Source organism: Halomonas sp. CnH100-B (genome assembly GCF_024124605.1).
In the GTDB taxonomy this organism is placed as follows: domain Bacteria; phylum Pseudomonadota; class Gammaproteobacteria; order Pseudomonadales; family Halomonadaceae; genus Vreelandella.
On the sequence record NZ_JAMXRX010000002.1, the window covers coordinates 240,108 to 263,445 of the forward strand.

The window sequence follows — 23,338 nt, forward strand, 5'->3', positions numbered from 1 at the left end:
GTTATCCTCTCAGTGGGCGCTTGTTCCCAAGCGGTTAAGCGTTGGCAGCGTCGTCGCGCAGAACGGTGTCGAGCGCAATCACCATCATGTCATTGAAGGTGGTTTGACGGTCGGCGCTGGAGAGCGAGTCGCCTTTCAGAATGTGGTCAGACACGGTGCAGATGGTCAGTGCGCGGGCACCGAACTCGGCAGCTACGCCGTACAGGCCAGCGGCTTCCATCTCGACGCCGACAATGCCGTAGCGCTTCATCAGCTCGGCCATGTCGGTTTGCGGGTTGTAGAACAGGTCCGCTGAGAAGATGTTGCCGACTTTGACCGGCACGTTCTGCGCTTTGGCGGCCGCAACGGCGTGGCTGGTCAGCTCGAAATCGGCGATGGCAGCGAAGTCGTGGTCGTTGAAGCGCATGCGGTTCACTTTGGAGTCGGTGCAGGCGCCCATGCCAATCACCACGTCGCGCACGTTGACATCGTCGCGTACCGCGCCGCAGGAGCCGACGCGAATGATCGACTTGACGCCGTAATCGGTAATCAGCTCTTTGGCGTAAATGGAGACGGAAGGAATACCCATACCGTGGCCCATTACGGAAATCTCGCGGCCTTTATAAGTGCCGGTGTAGCCGAACATATTGCGCACATCGTTCACTTGGCGCACGTTCTCCAGGTACGTATCAGCGATGTACTTGGCGCGCAGCGGGTCGCCGGGCATCAGTACGGTATCGGCGAAATCGCCCTTTTCGGCATTGATATGTGGGGTAGCCATGAGACACTCCTCTGCAAAAATTAGTAGCCAGAACCACCCTAGGCGGGGGCGCTGTAAACCCTTCCCTGGGCGCTACTTTCGCCATCTGACCGCCATGGATGGCGGAAATGCCGGAATTGTTGGGAACACTTTCCGGCCCTGGCGAAAGCCCCCCCGCTACGGGTTGATGCTGGCTGTGCACATTAGCGTGCAAATAATGGGTGATCGGCCTTTATGCCGCGTTCGGTAAAAAGCTCTCGCCATCGGCCATGGCATCGACGGCGAAGAACGCCGCGAGGGTTTGGCCAATGTCGGCGAAGGTGCCGCGCTCGCCCAGCGGGCCGGGGGTGAAGCCTGCGCCGCGTACCATGATTGGCACGTATTCGCGGGTGTGCTCGGTTCCTTCCCAACTGGGGTCGCAGCCGTGGTCGGCGGTGAGCAGCAGCAGGTCGTCGTCGTTAAGGGCGGCGAGCAGCTCCGGCAGGCGGGCATCGAAGTGCTCCAGCGCAGCGGCGTAGCCCGGCACGTCCCGGCGGTGCCCATAGACCGAATCGAAATCGACGAAGTTGGTCATGATCATGGTCGGGCGGTCGCTGGTTTCGTTGGCGGTTCGCGCCACTTCTGCCAGGGTGGCCTCCATCAACGCGTCGTGGCCGCTGGCTTTGACCTTGTGGGTAATGCCGCAGTGGGCGTAGATGTCGGCGATCTTGCCAATCGACACCACTTCACCGCCGGCTTCAGCCAGCTTTTGCAGCACGGTGGGGGTCGGCGGCTCGATGCTGTAGTCGCGGCGATTGCCGGTGCGGGCAAAGCTTTGGCTGTCGTCGCCGATAAACGGGCGGGCGATGACGCGGCCAATGTTGTACGGCTCCAGCAGTTCGCGCACGGTTTCGCACAGGGCGTAGAGGCGCTCTAGGCCAAAGTGCTCTTCGTGGGCGGCAATCTGGAACACGGAGTCCGCCGAGGTGTACACGATAGGTTTGCCTGTGGCGATATGTTCTTCGCCCAGGCGGGCAATGATTTCGGTGCCCGAGGCGTGGCAGTTGCCGATTACGCCGGGCAGGTCTGCCTGCTCGACGATGCTGTCCAACAGCGCTTGGGGAAAACTATCGGTTTTGTCACTGAAGTAACCCCAGTCGAAGCGCACTGGCACACCGGCAATTTCCCAGTGGCCGGAAGGGGTGTCTTTCCCGCTGGAGATCTCTTTGGCGTGGGCGTAAGCGCCGTTCAACTGCTCGGGCAGGCTGACGCCTTCCGCCACGCTGCCGGTGGCATCCCGGTGGGCGTGGAACAGGCCGAGCGCGGCCATATTGGGGAGCTTCAACGGGCCGGAACGCTCGGCGGTATCCGCTTCGCCACGGGCGCAAGCAGCGGCGATGTGGCCCAGGGTGTCGGCACCCTGGTCGCCAAAGGTCGCGGCGTCTGGCGCGCTACCGATTCCAAAAGAGTCGAGTACTAAGACAACGGCACGACGCATTAGGCTTCTCCTCGGAAGGTCTCTTGCAGCAGGGTGTCGGCGGTGGCCTCGGCGTCACCGAGGGTGACCGCCGCGCGTAGCTGGGCGGCGGCACGAGCGGCGGCCTCTTCGGTGCGGGCGTGGACGATAGCCAGCGGGCGCTGGCTATCCACACGGTCGCCGATCTCGACGATATCGCTAAAGCCGACGCTGTGATCGACGCTGGCGTCGTTACGCAGGCGACCGCCGCCCAGTTCCACTACGCTCATGCCCACGGCGCGGGTATCGAAGCGCTGGACGATGCCGCTCTGCTCGGGGTACACCGCTTGAATCACCGGGGCGGTGGCCAGGTAGCTGTCCGAGCGCTCCATAAAGTCGGCAGGGCCGCCCAGTTCGCGCACCATGCGAGCGAAGACTTCCGCCGCCGCGCCAGAGGTGAGCGCTTTATCCAGCTTGGTGAGGGCTTCTTCGCGGTTGGCCACCAGTTTGCCCGCAATCAGCATCTCAACGGCGAGTTCGCGGGTGACTTGCATCACGCGGCTGTTGGAGCGCTCGCCGCGCAGTAGCGCCAGGGTTTCGACGATTTCTACCGCGTTACCGGCACAGGGGGCCAGCGGCTGGCTCATATCGGTGAGCAGCGCAGTGGTGGGCGTGCCCGCTTGGGTCGCGACGTTGGCGATACTTTTCGCCAGCTCGCGGGATTTTTCCGGAGTGGGCATGAACGCGCCGCTGCCGACCTTAACGTCCATGACCAGAGCGTCCAGGCCGGAAGCCAGCTTTTTACCCAGGATGGAAGCGGTAATCAGCGGAATGGATTCCACGGTGGCGGTCACGTCACGCACGCCGTAGATGCGTTTATCCGCCGGGGCGAGGTTGCCGGTTTGGCCGATGATCGCCACGCCGGTGGATTTTACGACATCGCTGAAGCGCTCGGGCGCGGGGTAGGGGTCGTAACCGGGGATTGATTCCAGCTTATCCAGCGTGCCGCCGGTGTGGCCCAGGCCACGGCCAGAAATCATCGGCACGAACGCGCCGCAGGCGGCGACCCACGGGCCGAGCACCAGCGATACCAGGTCACCCACGCCGCCGGTGGAGTGTTTGTCCACAATCGGGCCGGGCAGGTTGAGCGAATCCCACTGCATCACGTGGCCGGAGTCCCGGGTGGCGGTGGTCAGCGCCACGACTTCTTCCCGGCTCATGCCGTTTAAAAACACCGACATGGTGAAGGCGCCAATCTGCGCGTCGCTAATGCGGTCGTCGGCGATGCCCTGTACGAAGGCTTTGATCTCTTCAGCGGGCAGCGGCTGGCCGTCGCGCTTCAGGCGAATCAGTTCTTGGGGGAGCAGGGCGTGGTGAGAAGCGTTAGACGGCATTTAGTAGCCTCCATTCGTCACGGCATCAGCATTGCCGTTTAGCGTGTTCAGTAAGTTATTCAGCAGGCTGGATGCACCGAACCGGAAGTGCTCGGGCGTGACCCACTGCGGGCCCATGATATCAGCGGCCAGCGCGAGGTACTCGGCGGCGTCTTCGGCGCTGCGTACGCCACCTGCGGCTTTGAAGCCAACGTCTTTGCCGCTGGCTTTAATCGCCTTGAGCATGATCTCGGCGGCTTCCAGGGTAGCGTTCACCGGCACTTTGCCAGTGGAGGTCTTGATGAAGTCCGCGCCACCTTCAATGGCCAGCTCGCTAGCGCGTTGGATAAGCGCAGGCGCTTTGAGTTCGCCAGATTCAATAATCACTTTTAGCTGCGCTTGTCCGCCGCAGGCGGCTTTACACATTTCTACCAGCTCGCGGCCGGTCTCTTCGTCGCCTGCCATTAGCGCGCGGTAGGGGAACACTACGTCGACTTCGTGGGCGCCAGACGCCACGGCTTCGCGGGTTTCACGGGCAGCACCCATGATGTCGTCGCCGCCGTGGGGGAAGTTAGTCACGGTGGCAATCTTGACTTGGCCGTCCAACTTGTGGGCACTCAGGGCGCGGGCGGCGGTGACGATGAACTGCGGATAAACGCAAACCGCCGCCGGGTTGCCGAACGGCGTCTTCACCTGCTGGCACAGCGCTTCAATCACGCTGTCAGTGTCGCTGTCGTTCAGGCTGGTCAAATCCATCAGCGTCAACGCTTGGCGAGCGGCTTGGGTGAGTTGGGCTTGAGTGAGCTGGGGGGAGGCAGTCGCGTTCATGAAATTCTCGCAAATCAATAAAAGACAAAACGGGCACTGCGAAAACATAGCAGCGCCCGTTGCATGGTGTCGTACTCGCTGCGTTACGCCGTGACGTTGCTCAGCGCAATGAAGAAGCCGGCGATGGAAGCAGACATCAAGTTAGAGAGCGTACCGGCCAAGACGGCTTTCACACCGAAGCGGGCAATCTCCTTGCGACGCGTGGGGGCAATGCTACCCAGGCCGCCCAGCAGAATCGCAATGGACGACAGGTTGGCAAAGCCGCACAGGGCAAAGGAGAGAATCGCCATGGTGTGCGGGGTCATCATCTGACCCGTTGCCGCCACCACCTGTTCCCCATCGATATAGGGGGCCAGGTTGATGTAGGCCACGAACTCGTTGACCACCAGCTTCTGGCCGATGAACGAACCCGCCAGGGTCGCCTCTTCCCAGGGCACGCCCAGCAGGAAGGCCAGCGGCGCAAACAGCCAGCCGAGAATCAGCTCAAGGCTCAGCGATTCAAAGCCGAACCAGCCGCCAACGCCACCTAAAATGCCGTTGATCAGCGCGATCAGGCCAATGAACGCCAGCAGCATCGCACCGACGTTGGCTGCCAGCATTAGGCCAGACGTTGCACCGGAGGCCGCTGCATCCAGCACGTTGGTGGGTTTGTCGTCCTGCTCTTTCAGCTCTTCATCGACCTTGGAAACGCTGTCGCTGTCTTCAGCGTCTTGGGTTTCCGGCATGATCAGCTTGGCGAACAGCAGGCCACCCGGCGCCGCCATGAAAGAGGCCGCGACCAAGTACTCCATCGGAATACCCAGCGCCGCGTAGCCCGCCAAAACGGAACCGGCTACCGATGCCAAGCCGCCACACATCACCGCAAATAGCTGCGAAGGCGTCATGCGGGCAATGAACGGACGCACCACCAGCGGTGCTTCGGTTTGGCCGACGAAGATGTTCGCTGTCGCGGAGAGCGATTCGGTACGTGAGGTGCCCAGTGCTTTTTGCAGCGCGCCGCCCAGAATCCGAATGACCCACTGCATGATGCCCAGGTAGTAGAGCACGGCAATCAGCGACGAGAAGAAGATGATGACCGGCAGTACCTTGATGGCAAACACGAAACCGACGTTTTCCACATCGGCCAAGCCGCCAAACAGGAAGCCGATACCGTCGTTGGCGTACACCAGTACCTGGCTAACGCCTGCCGAGATGGCCTGAAGCACCGCCTGGCCGAACGGCACGTACAGCACGAACGCGCCAATACCGGCCTGGATGGCGAAGGCACCCAGCACGGTGCGCAGCCGAATCGACTTGCGGTCGTAAGAGAAGATCAGGGCGATGGCCACCAGGGTGACCATACCAACCAAGCTCATGATGAGGGTCATGGGAGTACCTTCGGATCGTGAGGAGTGTGAGCGATTACAGTAAGTTCAACTTCACTGAGTAGATCATCGCGTTTTGATAAGCGTCCGGGGTGCCCAGTTTATTCTCTGAGTAGCGGTACTGCACGCCCGTCGTGATCAGATCGGACGGGTGCCACCACAGGCTCAGCGCACCGTTGGTACCGACGCTGCCTGCTTTGTCGCCCACGTAGTTCTGAGTCAGGTACTCGTCGTCGCGGCCGAAGGTCTGCTCGTGCCAGTTGGTCACGCTGAAGTTTTGGTTCAGGGCGGTAAAGTCGTAGCCTGCGACCCAGCCAGCCATGAAGCCGTTCATGCCGGTGTAGCTATTGCTCTGCACACGGGCTGCACCGATGAACGGTTTGAACCACAGGCCGTTGTCGAACGTGGTGCGATACCCCAAGCCGAGAATTTGGTCTTGCTCGCGAGACTCGTAGCCGTAGTCGCGGAAATCGTACAGGTGGGCATAAATCGACAGCGGGCTGTCGCCCAAGTAGATGTGAGAGGTCACTTTACCCGCAGTACGGAAGTTGTCTTTACCGCCGCTGGCTTGGTCGAACTGGTCGTTGGTCGGGTTCTCGAAATCGAAGAAGCCGTAGAATTCGCCCCAGCTAAAGCCGACGCCGCCTTCGATTTCAACGAACGTAAAGTCGCTTTTCGCCGCGTTGCTGGCGGTGCGTGCTTCGGTGCCGTTCGACCAGTCCAGGTAGTTGACTGAAACGTTGGCAAACGACCACAGACGGTCGAGGGTTTGCGGCTCGGCATCGTCGGCAAACGCAGGGGTTGCTACGGCAGCACTGGCCAGTAAAACGCCAGCGCCAAGCGTGACGAACGAAGAAGAACGAGAGTGGGATAGAGCAGTCATGGAAGCCTCAACAGGTTTGTATCTCGGGGCCAGAGGGGCTGGCGTTCCGACGTTATGGGTCGTGTGGGCTGGCGTTGATGTTAAAATTATAACATTGAGTGTTATTTTTTTAACGTTGATTTGCAAGTATTGTCACATCAACGCTATTTAAATGTGATAAGCGCATCATGTGCGGGTGATAAACGTGCGTAGCAGTGGAAATCAGCGAGGGGCTAGCTCAGCATAGAGCGCCTGGTAGGGCTTAGTGCTGATAACAAAATGAATCATAAGGAGATGCCGGACATGAACGATCGGAGCGCACAGCGCATGGCGATGTTGCAAGAAGCGTTGGCTAGCGGGGGAACGCTGCATCTTCGCGATGCCGCCGAGCTGTGCGGCGTCTCCGAAATGACCATTCGTCGGGATCTTTCAACGCAGCCGTCAGCCATTAGTCTGCTGGGTGGGCGGCTGGTGATGGCCAGCTACCCGGGCGTGACGCCGGTGTATGATTTGACCGAACAACAGGCGAGTCACTACCAAGTGAAGCAGCGGCTTTGCCAGCGTGCAGCCAGCTTTATCGAAGAGGGCGATACGCTGTTCATCGACTGCGGCTCCACACTGATTCCGCTGCTGGGCCAGCTCAGCCGCTTCCGCGAATTAACCGTAGTGACGTATGCGCTCAACGTGGCCAACGCCGTGGCCGGGTTGCCCAACGTGCGCCTGGTGCTGCTGGGCGGGCTGTTCTATGCCTCCTCCCAATCGTTTGGCAGCGACGGTATGGGCGCCGCCATCGAGCGCTTAGGCATTAACAAGGCGCTGATCTCTGCCGCAGGCGTGGATTGCGAACGAGGCGTAAGCTGCTTTCATTTTCATGAAGTCGGGCCCAAACAAGCGGCCATTGCCACGGCGATGCAGCGGCTGTTGGTGGTCGATGCCAGCAAATTTGGCGTGGTGCGCCCGGCCTATTTTGCCTCGCTGGAGGATTTCGATATCGTCGTCACTGACGATGAGCGAGCCCCTGGCCTGCTGGAGCGCCATCCACTGCCCACCTTGAGCGTCACGCTCGCCTAAACAGAGAGGATGCTGCTTGGCACCCAACGGGTGCGCAGGGTGCGGCATAACGTCTCTTTCTGATTGACCCAGATCAATAGAAAATACTTTAGTCTTAGTTGATGCACGCAAGGTGCACGGCCAAGGCTCGCCACCAACCCCATAAGGTGGCGCATATTTTTCCCGGAGCAACGCAGTTGCGCTCACTGTTCTGGGAAAAGTATGGGGTGATAGTTAGCTTGCTACTTAGTTGGCTACACGTCCGCCAAGCAGCAGGCTGTTTTAGACAACTCTCTGATGAGATCACACCATGCAACTACCTACCCACTGGCGCAGGCGAGGCACCTTTGTGCTCGTCGTATTGTGCTTGCTGTTAACGGGCTGCAGTTCTGCATTGCTGGATCCCAAGGGGCAGATTGGCGTCGAGCAACGCTCGCTGATTTTGACCTCCTTTGGGCTGATGCTGATCGTGGTCATTCCGGTCATCGTGATGACGCTGCTGTTTGGCTGGCGCTACCGGCGCAGTAACCGCGTCGCCAAGTATCTGCCGGACTGGGCGCACTCCAACGCCATCGAAGCGGCCGTTTGGACCGTGCCCTGCTTGATCATTGCCGTACTCGCCTTTCTCACCTTTAAAACCTCCCACAGCCTGGACCCCCACAAACCGCTGGAAAGCGACGTGGAACCCATGGAGATCCAAGCCGTCGCGCTGGATTGGAAGTGGCTGTTCATCTACCCCGAACAGGGCATTGCTAGCGTCAATGAACTGGCCTTCCCGGTAGATACCCCGGTGCGCTTCCGAGTGAGTTCTGGCTCGGTAATGAACGCCTTCTTCATTCCACGCTTAGGCAGCCAGATTTACGCCATGGCGGGCATGGATAACGACGTTCACCTGATTGCCGACGAAGAGGGCGTCTACCCCGGCCGTTCCACCAACTACAGCGGTGCTGGCTTCTCTGGGATGACCTTCGATGCCCACGTCACCTCTCCGGCGGAATTCGATGCCTGGGTGGAAAACGTGCGTGCGACTGATGACACCCTGACCTTCCCGGATGGTTACGAAGCCTTGGCGCAGCCGACGGAGTATCACCCGGTGGAGTACTTCTCGGCGGTCACGCCCGAGCTGTATGAGTCGATCGTCAGCAGCTTCCACAGTGGTGACGGCAGTGGGCACGGTGGTCATGCAAACCACGGTGACACCATCAGTGATACCCACGATAGCCATGGCGAATCCAGCGAGCTAGAGAGCGCCAGCGCTTCTCAACAGCAGGCCGCGATCGGCCACGTTACCAATCAGCATGCAGGTGATGACCACGCCTTGGGCGGCCATCCCACAAGCGTTGAAGCGGGGGGTTAAGCATGTTTGGAAAACTCACGTTAGAAGCAATTCCGTATCACGAACCGATCATTATGGTCGTTGCCGCCTTCATGGCGATTGGGGGTGCCGCGCTACTGGGCGCACTGACGTACTACCGTAAATGGGGCTGGCTGTGGAACGAGTGGTTTACCTCCGTCGACCACAAAAAGCTCGGCATCATGTACTTCGTGGTGGCCTTGGTCATGCTGCTTCGCGGCTTTGCCGATGCGATCATGATGCGGACGCAACTGGCCATGGCGGCCGGTGGGGCCGCAGGTTATCTCCCTCCTGAACACTACGATCAGATCTTTACCGCCCACGGCGTGATCATGATCTTCTTCGTTGCGATGCCCATGGTCATCGGTCTGATGAACCTGGTGGTGCCCCTGCAAATCGGCGCCCGCGACGTTGCTTTCCCGTTTTTGAATAACCTGAGTTTCTGGCTGTTCGCCGTGTCGGCGATTTTGGTCAATATTTCCCTCGTGGTAGGGGAGTTCGCCAAAACCGGCTGGCTCGCTTACGCGCCTTTATCGGGGATAGAGTTTAGCCCTGGGGTGGGGGTCGATTACTGGATATGGGCACTGCAAATATCCGGGATAGGCACCACGCTCACCGGCATCAACTTCTTCGTTACCATTCTGAAAATGCGCACCAAAGGCATGACCCTGTTCCGCATGCCGATTTTTACCTGGACGTCGCTGTGCGCCAACGTCCTGATCATTGCCTCGTTCCCGATTCTGACCGCGACCATCGCGCTGCTAACGCTTGACCGCTACTTCGGTATGCACTTCTTCACCAATGACTTTGGCGGCAACATGATGATGTACGTCAACCTCATTTGGGCCTGGGGTCACCCGGAAGTGTACATCCTGATTCTGCCGGCCTTTGGCGTGTTCTCTGAAGTCATCGCCACCTTCGCGCGCAAGCGTCTGTTTGGTTACAAAACCATGGTCTGGGCCACGGTGGCCATCACGCTGCTGTCGTTTATCGTGTGGCTGCACCACTTCTTCACCATGGGTGCTGGTGCCAACGTGAACGCCTTCTTCGGCATCATGACAATGATCATTGCCATCCCCACCGGGGTGAAGGTGTTCAACTGGCTGTTTACCATTTTCCGCGGCAGCCTTGAGCTGACCTCGCCGGTGCTGTGGACCCTTGGCTTCATCATCACCTTTACCCTAGGCGGTATGACCGGCGTGATGCTGGCGCTCCCGGCGGCTAACTTCGTGCTGCACAACAGCCTGTTCGTCATTGCCCACTTCCATAACGTGATCATTGGCGGCGTGGTATTCGGCATGATGGCGGGCCTGACCTACTGGTTCCCCAAAGCGTTCGGCTTCACGCTGAGCGAGAAGTGGGGCAAGCGCTCGTTCTGGTGCTGGTTCATCGGCTTCTACGTCGCGTTCATGCCGCTCTACGTGCTGAGCTTCTTCGGTGCCGTGCGCCGTATGCAGTCCTACGCGAATCCTGAGTGGCAACCCTGGATGATTCTGGCTTGGGTAGGTGCCGTGATCATCATGATGGGGATTGCCTGCACCATCATTCAGTTCTGGGTCAGCATCCGCGACCGCAATCTGAATGCCGACCTGACCGGCGACCCCTGGGATGGCCGCACGCTGGAGTGGTCGACCTCGTCGCCTGCGCCGTTCTACAACTTCGCGCGCCTGCCGGAAGTCGGTGATATCGACAGCTTCTGGTCGCAAAAGCAGCGGGGTAACGAGCAGTTGGACGAAGCGCCCTACACCGATATTCACATGCCGCGTAACACCGTGGCGGGGCCGGTCATCAGCTTCTTCGCGCTGATTCTAGGCTTTGCGCTGGTGTGGCATATCTGGTGGCTGGCCGCCGTCGGCGCGCTGGGTGCGGTGGTAAGTTTCCTAGCACGTGTATTCAACGAAGATATCGACTATTACGTGCCCGCCGCTGAAGTGGCGCGCATCGAGCGCGAGCACGAAAAGCGCAAAACCTCTGCGCCGAGTAGCGCAGCGTCTGATCGTGAACAGACCAACTATGTGGAGGCACGAGTGTAATGGCCACCGATACCCTACATCATGGCGCCGCAGCCGAGCCCCATGAGCACCACGACGCGACCGGCACGAAAGTGTTTGGCTTCTGGGTCTACTTGATGAGTGACCTGGTGATCTTCGGGTCACTGTTCGCTACCTACGCCGTGCTGATGAAAGGCACGGCTGCCGGTCCCACGGCGGCGGATATCTTCGAGCTGCCCTTCGTGCTGGTGGAAACCTTCCTGCTGCTGTTCAGTAGCTTCACCTTTGGTATGGGCGTGCTGGCGATGAACGCCGAGCGCGTCGGCCAAGTAAAAGCGTGGCTGGCGATCACCTTCCTGCTGGGTGCCGCGTTCGTCGGCATGGAAGTGTACGAGTTTCAGCATCTGATTCATCAGGGCTACGGCCCTGATCAGAGCGCGTTCCTCTCGTCGTTCTTTACCCTGGTCGGCACCCACGGCCTTCACGTCACCGTTGGTTTGGTGTGGATTCTGGTGATGTTGGTGCAGCTTTCGACCAAGGGCATCACCCCGATGACGCGTCCACGGATTCTGTGCCTCAGCCTGTTTTGGCACTTCCTGGACATCGTGTGGATCTGCGTGTTCTCGTTCGTTTATCTGATGGGAGTGCTGTGACATGAGCCATTCATCATCTTCAACGTCATCCCACGGCAGCGTTAAATCGTATGTGACGGGGCTTCTGCTATCTTTAGTGCTAACCGTGATTCCGTTCGCGGTCGTTATGAGCGGTGCGTTAAGCACCGCCACGACGGTGGTGGTCATCGCTATAACAGCCGTGCTGCAGATTTTGGTTCAGCTGGTCATGTTTATGCATATGAATACCAAGGCCGACGAAGGCTGGAACGTCATGTCCTTCGTTTTCACACTGACGATACTCGTCCTGGTGGTAGGGGGCTCGTTATGGATCATGCAGCATCTGCATCTCAACATGATGATCGGCTGAACGTGGCACCGAGCCGCTGGCGCGACGTGCTGGCGCTCACCAAGCCGGGGATCATCGGTGGCAATCTGATTGCGACCTTGGGCGGCTACTTCCTAGCCGCCCACGGTACCTTCGATTGGGTCACCTTTGCCTCGGTGATGATGGGCATTGCCCTGGTCATCGCCTCGGGCTGCGCCTGCAACAACGTGATTGATCGGGATATCGATGCACTGATGGCGCGTACGCGCCATCGCCCGCTGGCCAAGGGCCGCATCTCGATCACCCAGGCGCTGGGGATTTCAGCGCTGTTGGGGGTGGCCGGCGTGGTCTGCTTGGCGCTGGGTACCAACGGCTTAACGGTGGCGCTGGCAGTAATCGGCTGGGGCGTGTATGTGGGAGTGTACAGCCTCTATATGAAGCGCCACTCCGAGTACGGCACGCTGGTGGGCAGCCTTTCCGGCGCGATGCCGCCGGTGGTGGGCTACTGCGCGGTCACAGGACAGTTCGACAGCGGCGCGTTCATGCTGCTAGTGATTTTCTGCCTGTGGCAGATGCCGCACTCCTACGCCATCGCGATTTTCCGCTATGCGGATTACCGTCGCGCCTCCATCCCGGTGCTGCCGGTGGTGCACGGCATTAAGCGGGCCAAGCACCATATTCTGGGCTATATCGTGGCGTTCATTCCTGCGTCACTGGCGCTGGTGCTGGCTAGCCAAGCAGGCGCAGGCTACCTATGTGTAGCGCTCACCATGGGTGGTTACTGGCTTTATCTGGCGCTATGCGGCTACCGGCTAGAGGACGACGTTCGCTGGGCGAAGAAGGTGTTCGGCGTGTCGATTCTGACCATTACCGCCATGAGCTTAGTGATGGTGCTGGAAGCCATGGTGCCCATGTGGGCGTGATGCATCCCAACGATTCAACCTGACGCAAAACCTAAAACGCCCCGAACAGTTCACTGTTCGGGGCGTTGCTTTTAGCGCGTATAGCACGCGGCGAGTGGCTAGCTTTCCCGCTGGCTGGCCTGAATCGCGGTGAGAGCGATGGTGTAGACGATGTCGTCCACCAGCGCGCCACGGGAGAGGTCGTTTACCGGCTTGTTCAGACCCTGCAGCATCGGGCCAACGCTCACCACGCGGGCGCTGCGCTGCACCGCTTTGTAGGTGGTGTTGCCGGTGTTAAGGTCGGGGAACACGAACACGGTGGCCTTGCCTGCCACGGGGGAGTCGGGGGCTTTTTGCTTGCCTACGCTCTCGATGGCGGCGGCGTCGTACTGCAGCGGGCCGTCGATGGCTAGATGCGGCGCGCGCTCTTTGGCGATGCGAGTGGCTTCGCGCACTTTGTCCACATCCGCACCGGTGCCGGAGTCGCCGGTGGAGTAGCTGATCATCGCCACGCGCGGCTCGATGCCAAACGCCTCGGCAGAGCGAGCGCTCTGCAGGGCGATCTCTGCCAGGGTTTCGGCGTCCGGGTCTGGGTTCACCGCGCAGTCGCCGTACACCACCACCTGTTCCGGCAGTAGCATAAAGAAGATCGACGACACCTGATTGTACTCAGGGGCCGTTTTGATCAGCTGAAACGCTGGGCGAACGGTGTTGGCGGTGGTGTGAACCGCGCCAGACACCAGGCCATCCACTTCATCAAGCTGCAGCATCATGGTGCCCAGCACCACGTTATCCTGAAGCTGCGCTTCGGCGGTCAGCTCGTTGAGCTTGCCGCGACGGCGCTCCACCATCGGGCCAATGTAGCTGGCGCGGGTGCTTTCCGGGTCGATGATGGTCAGCGCATCGGGCAGCGTGAGGCCACGGTGATGGGCGACGCTCTCGATATCTTCCCGTTTGCCCAACAGCACGCAGTCGGCAATGCCGCGGCGCTGGCAGATGATTGCCGCTTCGATGGTGCGCGGCTCGTCGCCTTCCGGCAGCACGATGCGCTTTTTGGCCTGCTGAGCGAGCTTCACCAACTGGTGGCGGAACGCTGAGGGCGAAAGGCGGCGGGTGTAGCCACGGCTCAGCTTGGCTTTCAGCCACTCCAAATCCATGTGGGCAGCCACGTAGCGGGCCACCTGCTCGGCGCGCTCGAAGTCATCCATGGGGATTTCAGTGCTGAGCTGGCTCAGGTTCTGCGCCGTGGTCAGGCTGTCGGTTTCTACCGCCAGCACCGGCAGGCCGGTTTTCAGCGCCGGGCGGCACATCTCGATCATGCCCTCGTTGGGCAAGAAGCCGTTGGTGAGCAGCACGCCCGCCAGCTGGGTGCCGTTCATGGTCGCCAGCGCGGAGGCCAGCACCACGTCGTCACGGTCGCCGGAGGCCACGACCAAGCTGCCCGGGGTGAAGATATGCAGCGCGTTGGCCGCACTTCGGGCGCACAGGCTGGTAGAGAGCACGCGGCGGCTGGCGGCTTCGCCCTCGTTGAGCACCTTGGCATTCAGCGCCCGGGCCACGTCCAGCGTGCGCGGGGCACTCAGGGTTTTGCTGTAAGGCACTACGCCAATCAGGTGGAAACGGTCGGTGGCCAGTGCCGGGGAGTAGCGGCGCAGCTCGTTGAGTACCGGCTCTTCCAGCTGCGGTTTGATGGTGCCCGGCGCGGCAGAAAGGTCATCTTCCTGGCCGTAGGGCAGGTTCTTCATGCGCATCAAGATGCCGCCCAGGGTGCGGCTAGAGCTGACGCCGCCAAAACTGCGGGCGTGCATATCCAACTCTTCGGCCAGCGCCTGGGGTTCGTTGAGATCCCCAGTGCCCACCAGAATGATTCGCGCGTTTAGAGCGTGAGCGAGCTGCGCATTGGTTTGAGTCGCGTAGGTGGTGTGCTGCGTAGGCACCACGCCTTCCACCACGATCAGATCCAGCGCGCTGCCGTCTCGGTAGGCCTGCTGCACCACCTGCTCGTAGAGCTCGATGACGTTTTCCATCAGCTCGTCGGTTTGGTCGTCGCGCAGCAGTCGCTCTAAACGCGCCTGGGAAATGGGCGAGGGCGGGCGCTGGCTTAGCGTGCGCGATACCAGCGCCGTGGAACGATCCAGGCCGGGGCCGTTCAACTCGTTCTGCATGAACGGCTTTAAAAAACCGGCTTTCAAGCCGATGGTGTCGAGCGCTTGAATCAACCCAAGACAAGCGGACGTTAGCCCGGCACCAACGTTGGTGGGTACCAGGAGAATGGCTTGCGGTTGCTCGGGGGAGCTGTTCATTCAGGGGTCTCCACGCAGTGGCGGGTTTCCATGGCAATGCGGCCCTCTTCATCGGTGGGGATTACCCACACTTCCGGGCCTTGGTGACCGGCGCTATCCAACCTGCCCTCTTTGCCACGGATGGTGGCTTCGTTGGCCGCTTCATCTAAGCTGAAACCAAAGTGGGGCAGCAGGGCCAGCACTTCACGACGCACGATGGGCGAGTTTTCGCCAATGCCGCCGGTGAAGATCACGCCATCGAGCGTAGGCAGTGCACAGGAGAGCGCGGCCAACGACTTGGCGATGCGGTAGCAGAAAACGTCTAACGCCAACTTAGCGCCAGGGTGCCCGGCCATGGCTTGGTCTTCGACTTCGCGCATATCGTTGGTCAGGCCAGAAAGGCCCAGCAGGCCGCTCTGCTTGTTAAGCACGTTGTCGATCTCGTCTACCGACCAGCCTAGCTGGCGATGCAGATGGGCATGCAGGCCGGGGTCCACGTCGCCGCTGCGGGTGCCCATTACCAAGCCTTCCAGCGGGGTCAGGCCCATGCTGGTATCCAGGCTCTGGTTGTTCCACACCGCCGCAGTAGAGCAGCCGTTGCCCAGGTGGGCTGTCAGCCAGCCGCCCGCGCCACGGCTACTCAGCTCTCCAGCGCGCTGGCTCACAAAGGCGTGGCTGGTACCGTGGAAACCGTAGCGGCGAATGCCGTGCTCGGTGTAAAGCGCTTCCGGCAATGCGTAACGGTAGGCGCGGGGCGGCAGCGTTTGGTGGAAGGCGGTATCGAACACGGCCACTTGCGGCAGTTTCGGAAACACCTTGCGAGTCGCAGCAATGCCCGCCAGGTTAGCGGGGTTATGCAGCGGTGCTAAAGCTGCCGTGGTTTCGATGGCCTCGATGACGCTGTCATCAATGAGGGCAGCCTGGGTGAAGTGCTCGCCGCCGTGAACGATACGGTGGCCCACGGCACCCGGCACGCGGCCTTCCAAACGCTCCAGAATGGCGTTGAGGGCTTCGGCATGGTCAGCATTCGGCAGCGGCTGGGTAAAGCTTTCACCGGCGCTGTTTTTACCTTTCAAGCGGGCGTCGCTGCTGCCTAAGCGCTCCGCTAGCCCGGCTAAGCGTGGTGCCTGCGGGTCAGCATCGATCAAAGCGTATTTAATAGAAGAAGAGCCACAGTTAATAACCAGCACCGGTGCGTTCATAACAACCTTTGTAACGTAGTTAGGAGGTAAGGGGATAGACTTTAGTTTAACATGCTGCGACGCGGAAAATCAGCGAAGAATTTAGTTAGCCTTCTATGTAAAATGTCGGCATCCTGTTCCTTATATAACCCATCGTGAGCCCTTTTGTTCCTATGTCCTCGATTTCTAGCCCCAACCTATTACCCCGTCATCTTGCCATTCTGCTGATGATGACGGTGGCGACGATGTTCGCTGCGAACCACGTCTCAGCCCGGTTGGCGTTTGATAACGGCACGGGGCTGCTTCTGGCGGTGTTGATGCGCTCAGGCGTGGCTTGCTTGATTCTGCTCTCTTTGGTCATCCTTCAGAAAAAGCGCCTTTGGCTGCCTCCGGGAGCGTGGCGCTGGCAGCTCGCGGTGGGGCTTCTTATTACCCTGCAAAGTGTCAGCTTATATTCCGCTGTGGCGCGCTTGCCGGTGGTGATTGCGCTGCTGCTAGTGAATACCTTTCCTATTCAACTGGCGCTCATTAGCTGGGCGCTGGGCGGGCCTCGGCCATCGCTGCGCAGTTGCTTAATTATGGGCACTATTTTGATTGGCCTGTTGGTGGTGCTGGATATCCCCAGTTGGGTGGCCAACGCCGATGCAATGGGGCCGGAGTGGCTGGCAGGCATTGGCTTTGGGTTATTTGCCGCGTTCGCGTTTGCCTGTGCGCTGTGGGTGACCGAGCATCGTTTGGCCGGGGTAGGCAGCACGCTGCGTAGCCTGCTGACCATGCAAACCGTGTTTATCGCCATGATCGTTGGTGGGTTTTTAGGAGCTGTGCCGGGCGGTATGAGCCTGCCGGACAACAGCACCGGCTGGGTAGGGCTAACGCTGCTGGCGCTGCTCTACGGCAGCGGGTTCTCGATTCTGTTTATTTTCGTGCCCCGGCTGGATATGGCCCGCAACGCGCCGGTGATGAATTTCGAGCCGGTGGCGTCGCTGCTAATCGCCTATCTGGTGCTTGGGCAAATGCTCAGCCCTAGCCAGCTCGTGGGCGGCGCGGTGGTGGTCGGGGGCATCGTCATACTGAGCCTGTCGAAAGGGCGCTAGAAAACGTCATGAACAGCGCAAGAAAAAAGGAAACTCGATGCAAGCGTGAGCGGGTGAATTGCGTTCTTCAGGGGGCTGGGCCACACTTCGAAGTGTAAGGAAACACTGTTTTTTAACTGAGGTGATCCCCATGAAGATGACCGTACTATCACTGACCTCTGCAGCGCTTTTGGCGGGTGCAGGTGCGTTCGCGGCATCCGCCCAAGCCCAAGAGTCCTTCCAATACCCACAAGGATACGTGGGTGGCGATGCCATGTTTTGGAGCTTGAACCCTGAGCGCGGCGACTCCCGCGACGACGTCGGCCTGCGCCTGCGCGGCGGTGCTCAGTTCAATGATTACTTCGCCCTGGAAGGCCACCTGGGCACCGGCGGCTCGGATCGCGGTGCCGATCTAGACCACCTAGCGGGTGCGTATGCCAAAGGCATCATCCCCGTGGCGCCCAACTTCCGTCTCTATGGCCTTGCGGGTTTCTCCGAAGTCGAGATCAGCAACAATCGCGAAAGCGGCCTCTCTTACGGTGCGGGTGCCGAAATGGACATTGCGCAGAACGTCTCCGTTGGGGCCGATTACATGCGCTACCTGGACGAATCCGCCTACGATTTTGATGCGGCCAGCATAGGCCTTCGCTACCGCTTCTGATGTTCTAGCGCGCAAGCGCTGCTTCAAGGGAATACGACCCCGCTGACTGAGCAAAGACTCGGCAGCGGGGTTTTTTTGCAACGACGATTAATTTTAGTTAATGTATCGCCGCTGTTTACGACGCTAAAAGTATTAAAACCAAGGGAATAACATGAAAACATCAGCCAAAGCGCTTGCGATTGCCTCTACTCTGCTCGTGAGCGCCGCCGCCCATGCGCAGTCCTTTGATGCGGGCTACCCCGAGGGGTACGTAGGCGCAGACGCAATGGCATGGACGTTAGATTTTGAGGGTATAGACGAGAGCTATGATTCAGTGGGCCTGCGTTTGGTGGCAGGCATGAAGCTGGATGAGTACTTGGCCGTTGAGTTTCACGGGGCCACTGGCGGCTCAGACGACATTTATGGGCTAGACGTTGAACTGGACTACTTAGTGGGCGGTTTTTTGAAAGGTATCGTTCCGCTTCGCGACAACGCCCGCCTGTTTGGTCTTCTAGGCTATTCGGAAGTCAAACTAACCGCCAGTGGTTTTGGCCTGAACGAGAGCGGCCGCGATGACGACGTTTCCTTCGGTGCAGGCGCAGAAGTCGATGTCACCGACACCCTGGCGATTAGCGCAGATGTCACTCGTTACCTGAGCCAAGCAGACTATGATCTAGACGCTTACAGCATTGGCCTACGCTACCGCTTCTAAGCGAGCAGCGACCACAACGGGTTACGTCATACCCCGCTGACTGAGCCAAGACTCGGCAGCGGGTTTTTTAAATCCATATTGTTAGCGTGCTAATAAGTTTGTTAGACTAAAGTATTCCATCTAACGCGACCCAAGGGCCATGACCGTTTGGGAACAGTGAACGAGAAACGCTAATGACCCCTGATCAACGATTTACCCGCTGGGTGAAAATAGCCCTGGCGGCGTTTGTGGTGCTGTTTGTTTATTTCTTACTCGCCGATAGTTTTATGCCCATGACCCCGGAGGCGCGGGCGATGCGGCCCGTGACGCGGATTGCGCCGGAGCTAAGCGCGCCGGTGAAAGACGTGGTGGTGCGTGACCACCAGCGGGTAGAAGCGGGTGATGTGCTGTTTCGGCTGGACCCGGCACCGTTCGAGCTTGCCCGGCAGCAGGCGGAGTTGAATCGCGAGCAAGCTGAGCAGGAGAACGCTCGGCTAACCGCCGAACTGGCGGCGGCGCGGGCCTCGCTGGCATCAGCTCAGGCCACGTTTGATGAGCGCAGCGGCGAGCGCCGCCGTGCCGAGGCGCTTTTGGGGCGACAGGGTATCTCCCGCCAGCAGTATGAACAGCAAGTGGCCGCTGAGCATACGGCCCAAGCTGCCGTAGCATCCGCTCGTGCGCAAATCGATAGTTTGGAAGTACAGCTAGGCGAAGAGGGCGATGCCAACCTACGGCTGCGCCAGGCTAACAATGCGCTGGAGAAGGCCGAGTTGGATATCGCGCGTACCACGGTTAGAGCGCGGGAAGCGGGTGAAGTGACGAACCTTCAGCTCCAGCCGGGGGATTACGTGCAGGCAGGCCAGCCAGCCGTGGCGCTGGTGGCCAGCAATGTCGACGTGGTGGCTGATTTTCGCGAAAAAAGCCTGCGCCACGTGGCCCCTGGTGATGACGCAAAGATCGTCTTCGATGCGCTGCCGGGGCGTATTTTTGCAGGCCACGTGAGCGCGTTCGATGCCGGTGTGCGAGAAGGGCAGCAGGCCGCCGACGGGCAACTGGTGGATATTCCTACCTCTGACCGATGGGTGCGCGACGCCCAGCGGGTGCGTATTCACGTCGTGCTGGATGAACCGCTGGAAGAACTCCCGCCCAGCGGCGCGCGGGCCACGGTGCAATTAGTGCCCGGCGAGCACGCCTTGGCAAAGCCGTTTGCTTGGCTGCAGGCGCATCTCATTAGCTGGCTGCACTATGTTTATTAGACGCTTGGCGAGATCGTTGGCTACTTCAAAGCCACACGCGGCGACACCCGCCACTCGTTCGGCTCCCAATCCCTCGGCGCTTAGCCAGAACGGGCTGCGCCAGTGCCTACGAGTCGCGGGTGGTGGCACGCTGGGGTTTATCATCAGCCAACTGATGGGATGGAATTACGGCGTCTTCTTTACCGTCTTCCCGATGTTTTTGTTGGGCTTGGTGCCGGTGTTAAATGGCTCGATCATTCGCCAGTTTCTCTCCAACGTGAGCCTCAACGTGCTGGAGGTAAGCCTGGTCGTCGGGCTGTTAAAACATATGCCCGTGGTGATGACGCTGGTGGTGCTGGGCCTGTTTCTGCTGCGCTTTAACTTGATGGCCAAAGGCCCGCTGTTTCTGTTTGGTGCCAACGGGGTGCTGACGTTAAGTATTCTGCTGCACTTTGCCAGCTATCCGGGGGTGGATTTAAGTGATCTGCTGGCCAGTAATCTCATGGCCAGCGTGCTGGCGGTGTTTATCGCCATGCTGATGTACACCCTGTTTCCCGATGTGGAGCCACGCCAGCCGCCGCCAAGAGGCACTAAAACGGTGGCACAAATCCGCCATGAAACGCTGATTGGCGGCATCACCGCCACGCTTTCATTTGTGGTGTTTCAGGTGTTTGACCTGCGCGATTCGCTCTCAGCGCAAATGGCCACCATCTTGATTCTGTTCACGCTGGGTTATTTCGGCGCTCAGGTATCAGCAGCAAAACGTGCGGTAGGCACGCTGCTGGGCTGTAATCTCGCACTGGTGATGCAGCTGGCGCTCTACACCCAAAGCCACCACTTTCTACTGGTGATTCTGCTCTATTGGCTGGGGTTAATGCTGTTTGCAAGGGAGCATATCTTAGAAGGTGGCGGTTCAGGCATTGGGTTTGGTGGGCTGACCACAATGGGGATTCTCTTCGGCCAGTCGTTAGGGCCGCAGCAAGACCTAGTCTACAGCGCGCTTTACCGCTTCTCTTCCATGAGCGTGGCGCTGATCGGCACGCTGTCGGTAATGATCTGCTTGCATTATCTTCTGAACCGCTGGGAGCCCACGCGCTTGCCCGAAAGAAGTTGAGGCAACTTTTTAACAAAGAGCTACTCTGAAAGGGAGTCGGCGCTAACGTAGCTACATACTTGGCGTGCGACTATTTCCCTACTAACGGATTAGAGGTGTTCGTCATGGCAAGTGGCAAAGAAGATAAAGCGAAAGGTGCGGCCAACAAAGCCGCCGGTAAAGTAAAAGAAGCAGCAGGCAAGGCCACCGGTAGCAGCAAAACCGAAGCCAAAGGTAAAGCCCAGCAAGCCAAAGGCGAACTGCAAAAAGGCAAGGGCGATGCCAAAGAGGGCGCCAAGAAGAAAAAGTAATGCTTGTTGCGCAGAACAAACAACCGGAGCCATTGGCTCCGGTTGTTGTGTTTAAGGGCTACACCTCCTGGTACAGCGCACTCCCTTCCCGGCGGAACTTCTCCGCCTGCTCCTGCATTCCGCGTTTCACCGCTTCGGCATCGCCTTCAGCGGCGTTTTCCGGCGTACGGTCGCGGTAGGTATCGCGCACTTCCTGGCTGATCTTCATGGAGCAGAACTTTGGCCCGCACATGGAGCAGAAGTGCGCCACCTTGGCGGAATCCTTCGGCAGGGTTTCATCGTGGTACTCCCGCGCGGTGTCTGGGTCTAGGCCCAGGTTGAACTGGTCTTCCCAGCGGAACTCGAAGCGCGCCTTAGAGAGCGCATTATCGCGCCGCTGCGACGCCGGGTGGCCCTTGGCCAAATCCGCCGCGTGGGCGGCAATCTTGTAGGTGATGATGCCGGTTTTCACGTCGTCTTTATTGGGCAGGCCCAGGTGCTCTTTCGGCGTGACGTAGCAGAGCATCGCGCAGCCAAACCAGCCAATCATCGCCGCCCCAATACCGGAGGTAATGTGGTCGTAGCCGGGGGCGATATCCGTTACCAGCGGGCCAAGGGTATAGAAGGGCGCTTCATCGCAGTACTCCAGCTGCTTGTCCATGTTCTCTTTCACCAGGTGCATGGGCACATGGCCGGGGCCTTCGATCATCACCTGCACATCGTGTTTCCAGGCAATGTGGGTCAGCTCGCCTAGGGTTTTCAGCTCCGCCATTTGCGCTTCATCGTTGGCATCGGCAATCGAGCCGGGGCGCAAGCCGTCGCCCAGCGAGAACGCCACATCGTACTGCTTGCAGATCTCGCAGATCTCCTCGAAGTGGGTATACAGGAAACTCTCCTGATGATGATACAAGCACCACTTCGCCATGATGGAGCCGCCACGGCTGACAATGCCGGTGACGCGGTTGGCGGTAAGCGGCACGTAGCGCAGCAGCACCCCCGCATGAATGGTGAAGTAATCCACCCCCTGTTCCGCCTGCTCAATTAGCGTATCGCGGAAGATCTCCCAGGTGAGGTTTTCGGCAATGCCGTTGACCTTCTCCAGCGCCTGATAGATGGGCACCGTACCAATCGGCACCGGCGAGTTGCGGATGATCCACTCGCGGGTTTCGTGAATGTTCTGGCCAGTGGAGAGATCCATGATGGTATCCGCGCCCCAGCGGATGCCCCAGGTCATCTTGTCCACTTCCTCCTCAATGGAAGACGTGACCGCCGAGTTACCCAGGTTGCCGTTGATCTTCACCAGGAAGTTGCGGCCAATGATCATCGGCTCGCTTTCCGGATGGTTGATGTTGTTGGGAATGATTGCCCGCCCACGAGCCACCTCATCGCGCACGAACTCCGGGGTGATCTCCTTGGGCAGGCTGGCACCAAAGCTCTGGCCCGCATGCTGATGGCCCAGAATGCGCTCCACCTCTGCGGTCCCCAACGCTTGGCGGCGCTGGTTTTCTCGTAGAGCGATGAACTCCATTTCCGGCGTGATGATGCCCTGGCGGGCGTAGTGCAGCTGGGTCACGTTCTTGCCCGCTTTTGCCCGGCGCGGGGTGCGGGTTAGATCAAAGCGCAGCTGTGCCAGCGTGGGGTCGTTGGCGCGGCGCTGGCCGTACTGGCTGGTGGGGCCATCCAGAAACTCGGTGTCGTTGCGCTCTTCGATCCAGGCGCGGCGCAGTTCCGGCAGGCCTTGGCGCAAATCGATGTTGGCGCTGGGGTCGGTGTAGGGGCCGGAGGTGTCGTACACCAGCAGCGGCGGGTTCTGTTCATCCACGCCACTGGTTTTGGTGGGAGAGAGGGTGATTTCCCTAAACGGCACGCGAATATCTGGCCGCGAGCCTTCCACATACACCTTGCGCGAGCCGGGCAGCGGGGCCACGGCGGCGGCATCTACCTGGGCGGTTTCGGCTAAAAAGTGCGCGGTTTTACTTTTGACGGTCTTGGTCATGACGGTGTCCTTGTCGTTGT

21 protein-coding genes are annotated in these 23,338 nt (G+C 59.6%); 12 read left to right on the forward strand and 9 right to left on the reverse strand.

The genetic code is table 11. The annotated features are described in order from the left end of the window. Positions 1–34 precede the first annotated feature (34 nt). From deoD to NH398_RS04665, 6 genes are all read right to left on the reverse strand, one after another. The gene (deoD, locus tag NH398_RS04640; protein WP_159341390.1) at positions 35–760 is read right to left on the reverse strand and encodes a purine-nucleoside phosphorylase; all 726 of its coding nucleotides are present in this window, start codon (positions 758–760) and stop codon (positions 35–37) included. Between the two features lie 211 nt (positions 761–971). Further along, a complete protein-coding gene (locus NH398_RS04645; RefSeq protein WP_253016894.1) occupies positions 972–2,216 on the reverse strand; it encodes a phosphopentomutase in 1,245 nt (414 codons plus the stop codon). After that, a complete protein-coding gene (gene deoA / locus NH398_RS04650) occupies positions 2,216–3,568 on the reverse strand; it encodes a thymidine phosphorylase (RefSeq protein WP_253016896.1) in 1,353 nt (450 codons plus the stop codon). The genes NH398_RS04645 and deoA overlap by 1 nt, the downstream gene beginning before the upstream one ends. Then, positions 3,569–4,375: a deoxyribose-phosphate aldolase gene (deoC, locus tag NH398_RS04655; protein ID WP_159341393.1), complete on the reverse strand. Its 807-nt coding sequence runs from the start codon at positions 4,373–4,375 to the stop codon at positions 3,569–3,571. An 83-nt stretch (positions 4,376–4,458) separates the two neighbouring features. Beyond that, positions 4,459–5,742, reverse strand: a complete 1,284-nt coding sequence (locus NH398_RS04660) for a NupC/NupG family nucleoside CNT transporter (RefSeq protein WP_159341394.1) — start codon at positions 5,740–5,742, stop codon at positions 4,459–4,461. A 34-nt stretch (positions 5,743–5,776) separates the two neighbouring features. After that, the gene (locus tag NH398_RS04665) at positions 5,777–6,622 is read right to left on the reverse strand and encodes an outer membrane protein OmpK (protein WP_159341395.1); all 846 of its coding nucleotides are present in this window, start codon (positions 6,620–6,622) and stop codon (positions 5,777–5,779) included. A gap of 282 nt (positions 6,623–6,904) precedes the next feature. Here NH398_RS04665 and NH398_RS04670 point away from each other — a divergent pair, with 282 nt between their 5' ends. From NH398_RS04670 to cyoE, 6 genes are all read left to right on the forward strand, one after another. Then, positions 6,905–7,672, forward strand: coding sequence for a DeoR/GlpR family DNA-binding transcription regulator (locus NH398_RS04670; RefSeq protein WP_159341396.1), 768 nt, complete (start codon positions 6,905–6,907; stop codon positions 7,670–7,672). Positions 7,673–7,961: 289 nt separating this feature from the next. Next, positions 7,962–9,008, forward strand: a complete 1,047-nt coding sequence (cyoA, locus tag NH398_RS04675) for a ubiquinol oxidase subunit II (RefSeq protein ID WP_253016897.1) — start codon at positions 7,962–7,964, stop codon at positions 9,006–9,008. A gap of 2 nt (positions 9,009–9,010) precedes the next feature. Further along, a complete protein-coding gene (gene cyoB / locus NH398_RS04680) occupies positions 9,011–11,038 on the forward strand; it encodes a cytochrome o ubiquinol oxidase subunit I (protein ID WP_253016899.1) in 2,028 nt (675 codons plus the stop codon). Further along, complete coding sequence (gene cyoC, locus NH398_RS04685) at positions 11,038–11,649, forward strand: cytochrome o ubiquinol oxidase subunit III (RefSeq protein ID WP_159341399.1); 612 nt, start codon at positions 11,038–11,040, stop codon at positions 11,647–11,649. Before cyoB ends, cyoC begins: the two co-directional genes overlap by 1 nt. A 1-nt stretch (position 11,650) precedes the next feature. Further along, positions 11,651–11,977 carry a cytochrome o ubiquinol oxidase subunit IV gene (gene cyoD, locus NH398_RS04690; protein WP_044629017.1) on the forward strand — a complete coding sequence of 109 codons (327 nt, stop codon included), beginning with the start codon at positions 11,651–11,653 and terminating at the stop codon, positions 11,975–11,977. Beyond that, complete coding sequence (gene cyoE / locus NH398_RS04695) at positions 11,935–12,858, forward strand: heme o synthase (protein ID WP_253016901.1); 924 nt, start codon at positions 11,935–11,937, stop codon at positions 12,856–12,858. Before cyoD ends, cyoE begins: the two co-directional genes overlap by 43 nt. Before the next feature lie 98 nt (positions 12,859–12,956). On the opposite strand, the gene pta is transcribed toward cyoE, so the two are convergent. Both pta and NH398_RS04705 read right to left on the reverse strand, forming a co-directional pair. Further along, complete coding sequence (pta, locus tag NH398_RS04700; protein WP_253016903.1) at positions 12,957–15,140, reverse strand: phosphate acetyltransferase; 2,184 nt, start codon at positions 15,138–15,140, stop codon at positions 12,957–12,959. Then, entirely contained in the window at positions 15,137–16,321 is a 1,185-nt protein-coding gene (locus NH398_RS04705; RefSeq protein ID WP_253016905.1) for an acetate kinase, read from the reverse strand. The genes pta and NH398_RS04705 overlap by 4 nt, the downstream gene beginning before the upstream one ends. 152 nt (positions 16,322–16,473) lie before the next feature. Between NH398_RS04705 and NH398_RS04710 the strand changes: the two genes are divergently transcribed. The 6 genes from NH398_RS04710 (at position 16,474) to NH398_RS04735 (ending at position 21,343) form a co-directional block, all read left to right on the forward strand. After that, positions 16,474–17,394 (forward strand): DMT family transporter, encoded by a 921-nt coding sequence (locus NH398_RS04710; RefSeq protein WP_253016907.1) that lies wholly within the window; start codon positions 16,474–16,476, stop codon positions 17,392–17,394. Positions 17,395–17,524: 130 nt separating this feature from the next. Then, positions 17,525–18,034: a porin family protein gene (locus NH398_RS04715; protein ID WP_253016909.1), complete on the forward strand. Its 510-nt coding sequence runs from the start codon at positions 17,525–17,527 to the stop codon at positions 18,032–18,034. Positions 18,035–18,185: 151 nt separating this feature from the next. Then, positions 18,186–18,725, forward strand: coding sequence for a porin family protein (locus tag NH398_RS04720; protein WP_253016911.1), 540 nt, complete (start codon positions 18,186–18,188; stop codon positions 18,723–18,725). 173 nt (positions 18,726–18,898) lie between these two features. Then, positions 18,899–19,960, forward strand: a complete 1,062-nt coding sequence (locus NH398_RS04725; RefSeq protein WP_253016913.1) for an HlyD family secretion protein — start codon at positions 18,899–18,901, stop codon at positions 19,958–19,960. Between the two features lie 16 nt (positions 19,961–19,976). Further along, entirely contained in the window at positions 19,977–21,053 is a 1,077-nt protein-coding gene (locus tag NH398_RS04730) for a DUF2955 domain-containing protein (RefSeq protein ID WP_253016915.1), read from the forward strand. 104 nt (positions 21,054–21,157) lie between these two features. Further along, on the forward strand, positions 21,158–21,343 hold the full coding sequence (locus tag NH398_RS04735) for a CsbD family protein (RefSeq protein WP_159341408.1): 186 nt from the start codon (positions 21,158–21,160) through the stop codon (positions 21,341–21,343). Positions 21,344–21,401: 58 nt separating this feature from the next. Here the strand turns inward: NH398_RS04735 and thiC are convergent, their stop codons facing one another. Then, the gene (gene thiC / locus NH398_RS04740) at positions 21,402–23,318 is read right to left on the reverse strand and encodes a phosphomethylpyrimidine synthase ThiC (protein WP_253016917.1); all 1,917 of its coding nucleotides are present in this window, start codon (positions 23,316–23,318) and stop codon (positions 21,402–21,404) included. Positions 23,319–23,338: the final 20 nt, after the last annotated feature.

Coding starts and splice junctions, on each gene's coding strand:
- deoC (WP_159341393.1), bottom strand. CDS start 4,375: ATGAACGCGACTGCCTCCCCCCAGCTCACTCAAGCCCAACTCACCCAA.
- thiC (WP_253016917.1), bottom strand. CDS start 23,318: ATGACCAAGACCGTCAAAAGTAAAACCGCGCACTTTTTAGCCGAAACC.
- cyoC (WP_159341399.1), top strand. CDS start 11,038: ATGGCCACCGATACCCTACATCATGGCGCCGCAGCCGAGCCCCATGAG.
- NH398_RS04720 (WP_253016911.1), top strand. CDS start 18,186: ATGAAAACATCAGCCAAAGCGCTTGCGATTGCCTCTACTCTGCTCGTG.
- NH398_RS04710 (WP_253016907.1), top strand. CDS start 16,474: ATGTCCTCGATTTCTAGCCCCAACCTATTACCCCGTCATCTTGCCATT.
- NH398_RS04705 (WP_253016905.1), bottom strand. CDS start 16,321: ATGAACGCACCGGTGCTGGTTATTAACTGTGGCTCTTCTTCTATTAAA.
- NH398_RS04735 (WP_159341408.1), top strand. CDS start 21,158: ATGGCAAGTGGCAAAGAAGATAAAGCGAAAGGTGCGGCCAACAAAGCC.
- NH398_RS04715 (WP_253016909.1), top strand. CDS start 17,525: ATGAAGATGACCGTACTATCACTGACCTCTGCAGCGCTTTTGGCGGGT.
- deoD (WP_159341390.1), bottom strand. CDS start 760: ATGGCTACCCCACATATCAATGCCGAAAAGGGCGATTTCGCCGATACC.
- cyoE (WP_253016901.1), top strand. CDS start 11,935: ATGGATCATGCAGCATCTGCATCTCAACATGATGATCGGCTGAACGTG.
- deoA (WP_253016896.1), bottom strand. CDS start 3,568: ATGCCGTCTAACGCTTCTCACCACGCCCTGCTCCCCCAAGAACTGATT.
- NH398_RS04660 (WP_159341394.1), bottom strand. CDS start 5,742: ATGACCCTCATCATGAGCTTGGTTGGTATGGTCACCCTGGTGGCCATC.
- cyoB (WP_253016899.1), top strand. CDS start 9,011: ATGTTTGGAAAACTCACGTTAGAAGCAATTCCGTATCACGAACCGATC.
- NH398_RS04665 (WP_159341395.1), bottom strand. CDS start 6,622: ATGACTGCTCTATCCCACTCTCGTTCTTCTTCGTTCGTCACGCTTGGC.
- cyoA (WP_253016897.1), top strand. CDS start 7,962: ATGCAACTACCTACCCACTGGCGCAGGCGAGGCACCTTTGTGCTCGTC.
- NH398_RS04725 (WP_253016913.1), top strand. CDS start 18,899: ATGACCCCTGATCAACGATTTACCCGCTGGGTGAAAATAGCCCTGGCG.
- NH398_RS04670 (WP_159341396.1), top strand. CDS start 6,905: ATGAACGATCGGAGCGCACAGCGCATGGCGATGTTGCAAGAAGCGTTG.
- cyoD (WP_044629017.1), top strand. CDS start 11,651: ATGAGCCATTCATCATCTTCAACGTCATCCCACGGCAGCGTTAAATCG.
- NH398_RS04645 (WP_253016894.1), bottom strand. CDS start 2,216: ATGCGTCGTGCCGTTGTCTTAGTACTCGACTCTTTTGGAATCGGTAGC.
- pta (WP_253016903.1), bottom strand. CDS start 15,140: ATGAACAGCTCCCCCGAGCAACCGCAAGCCATTCTCCTGGTACCCACC.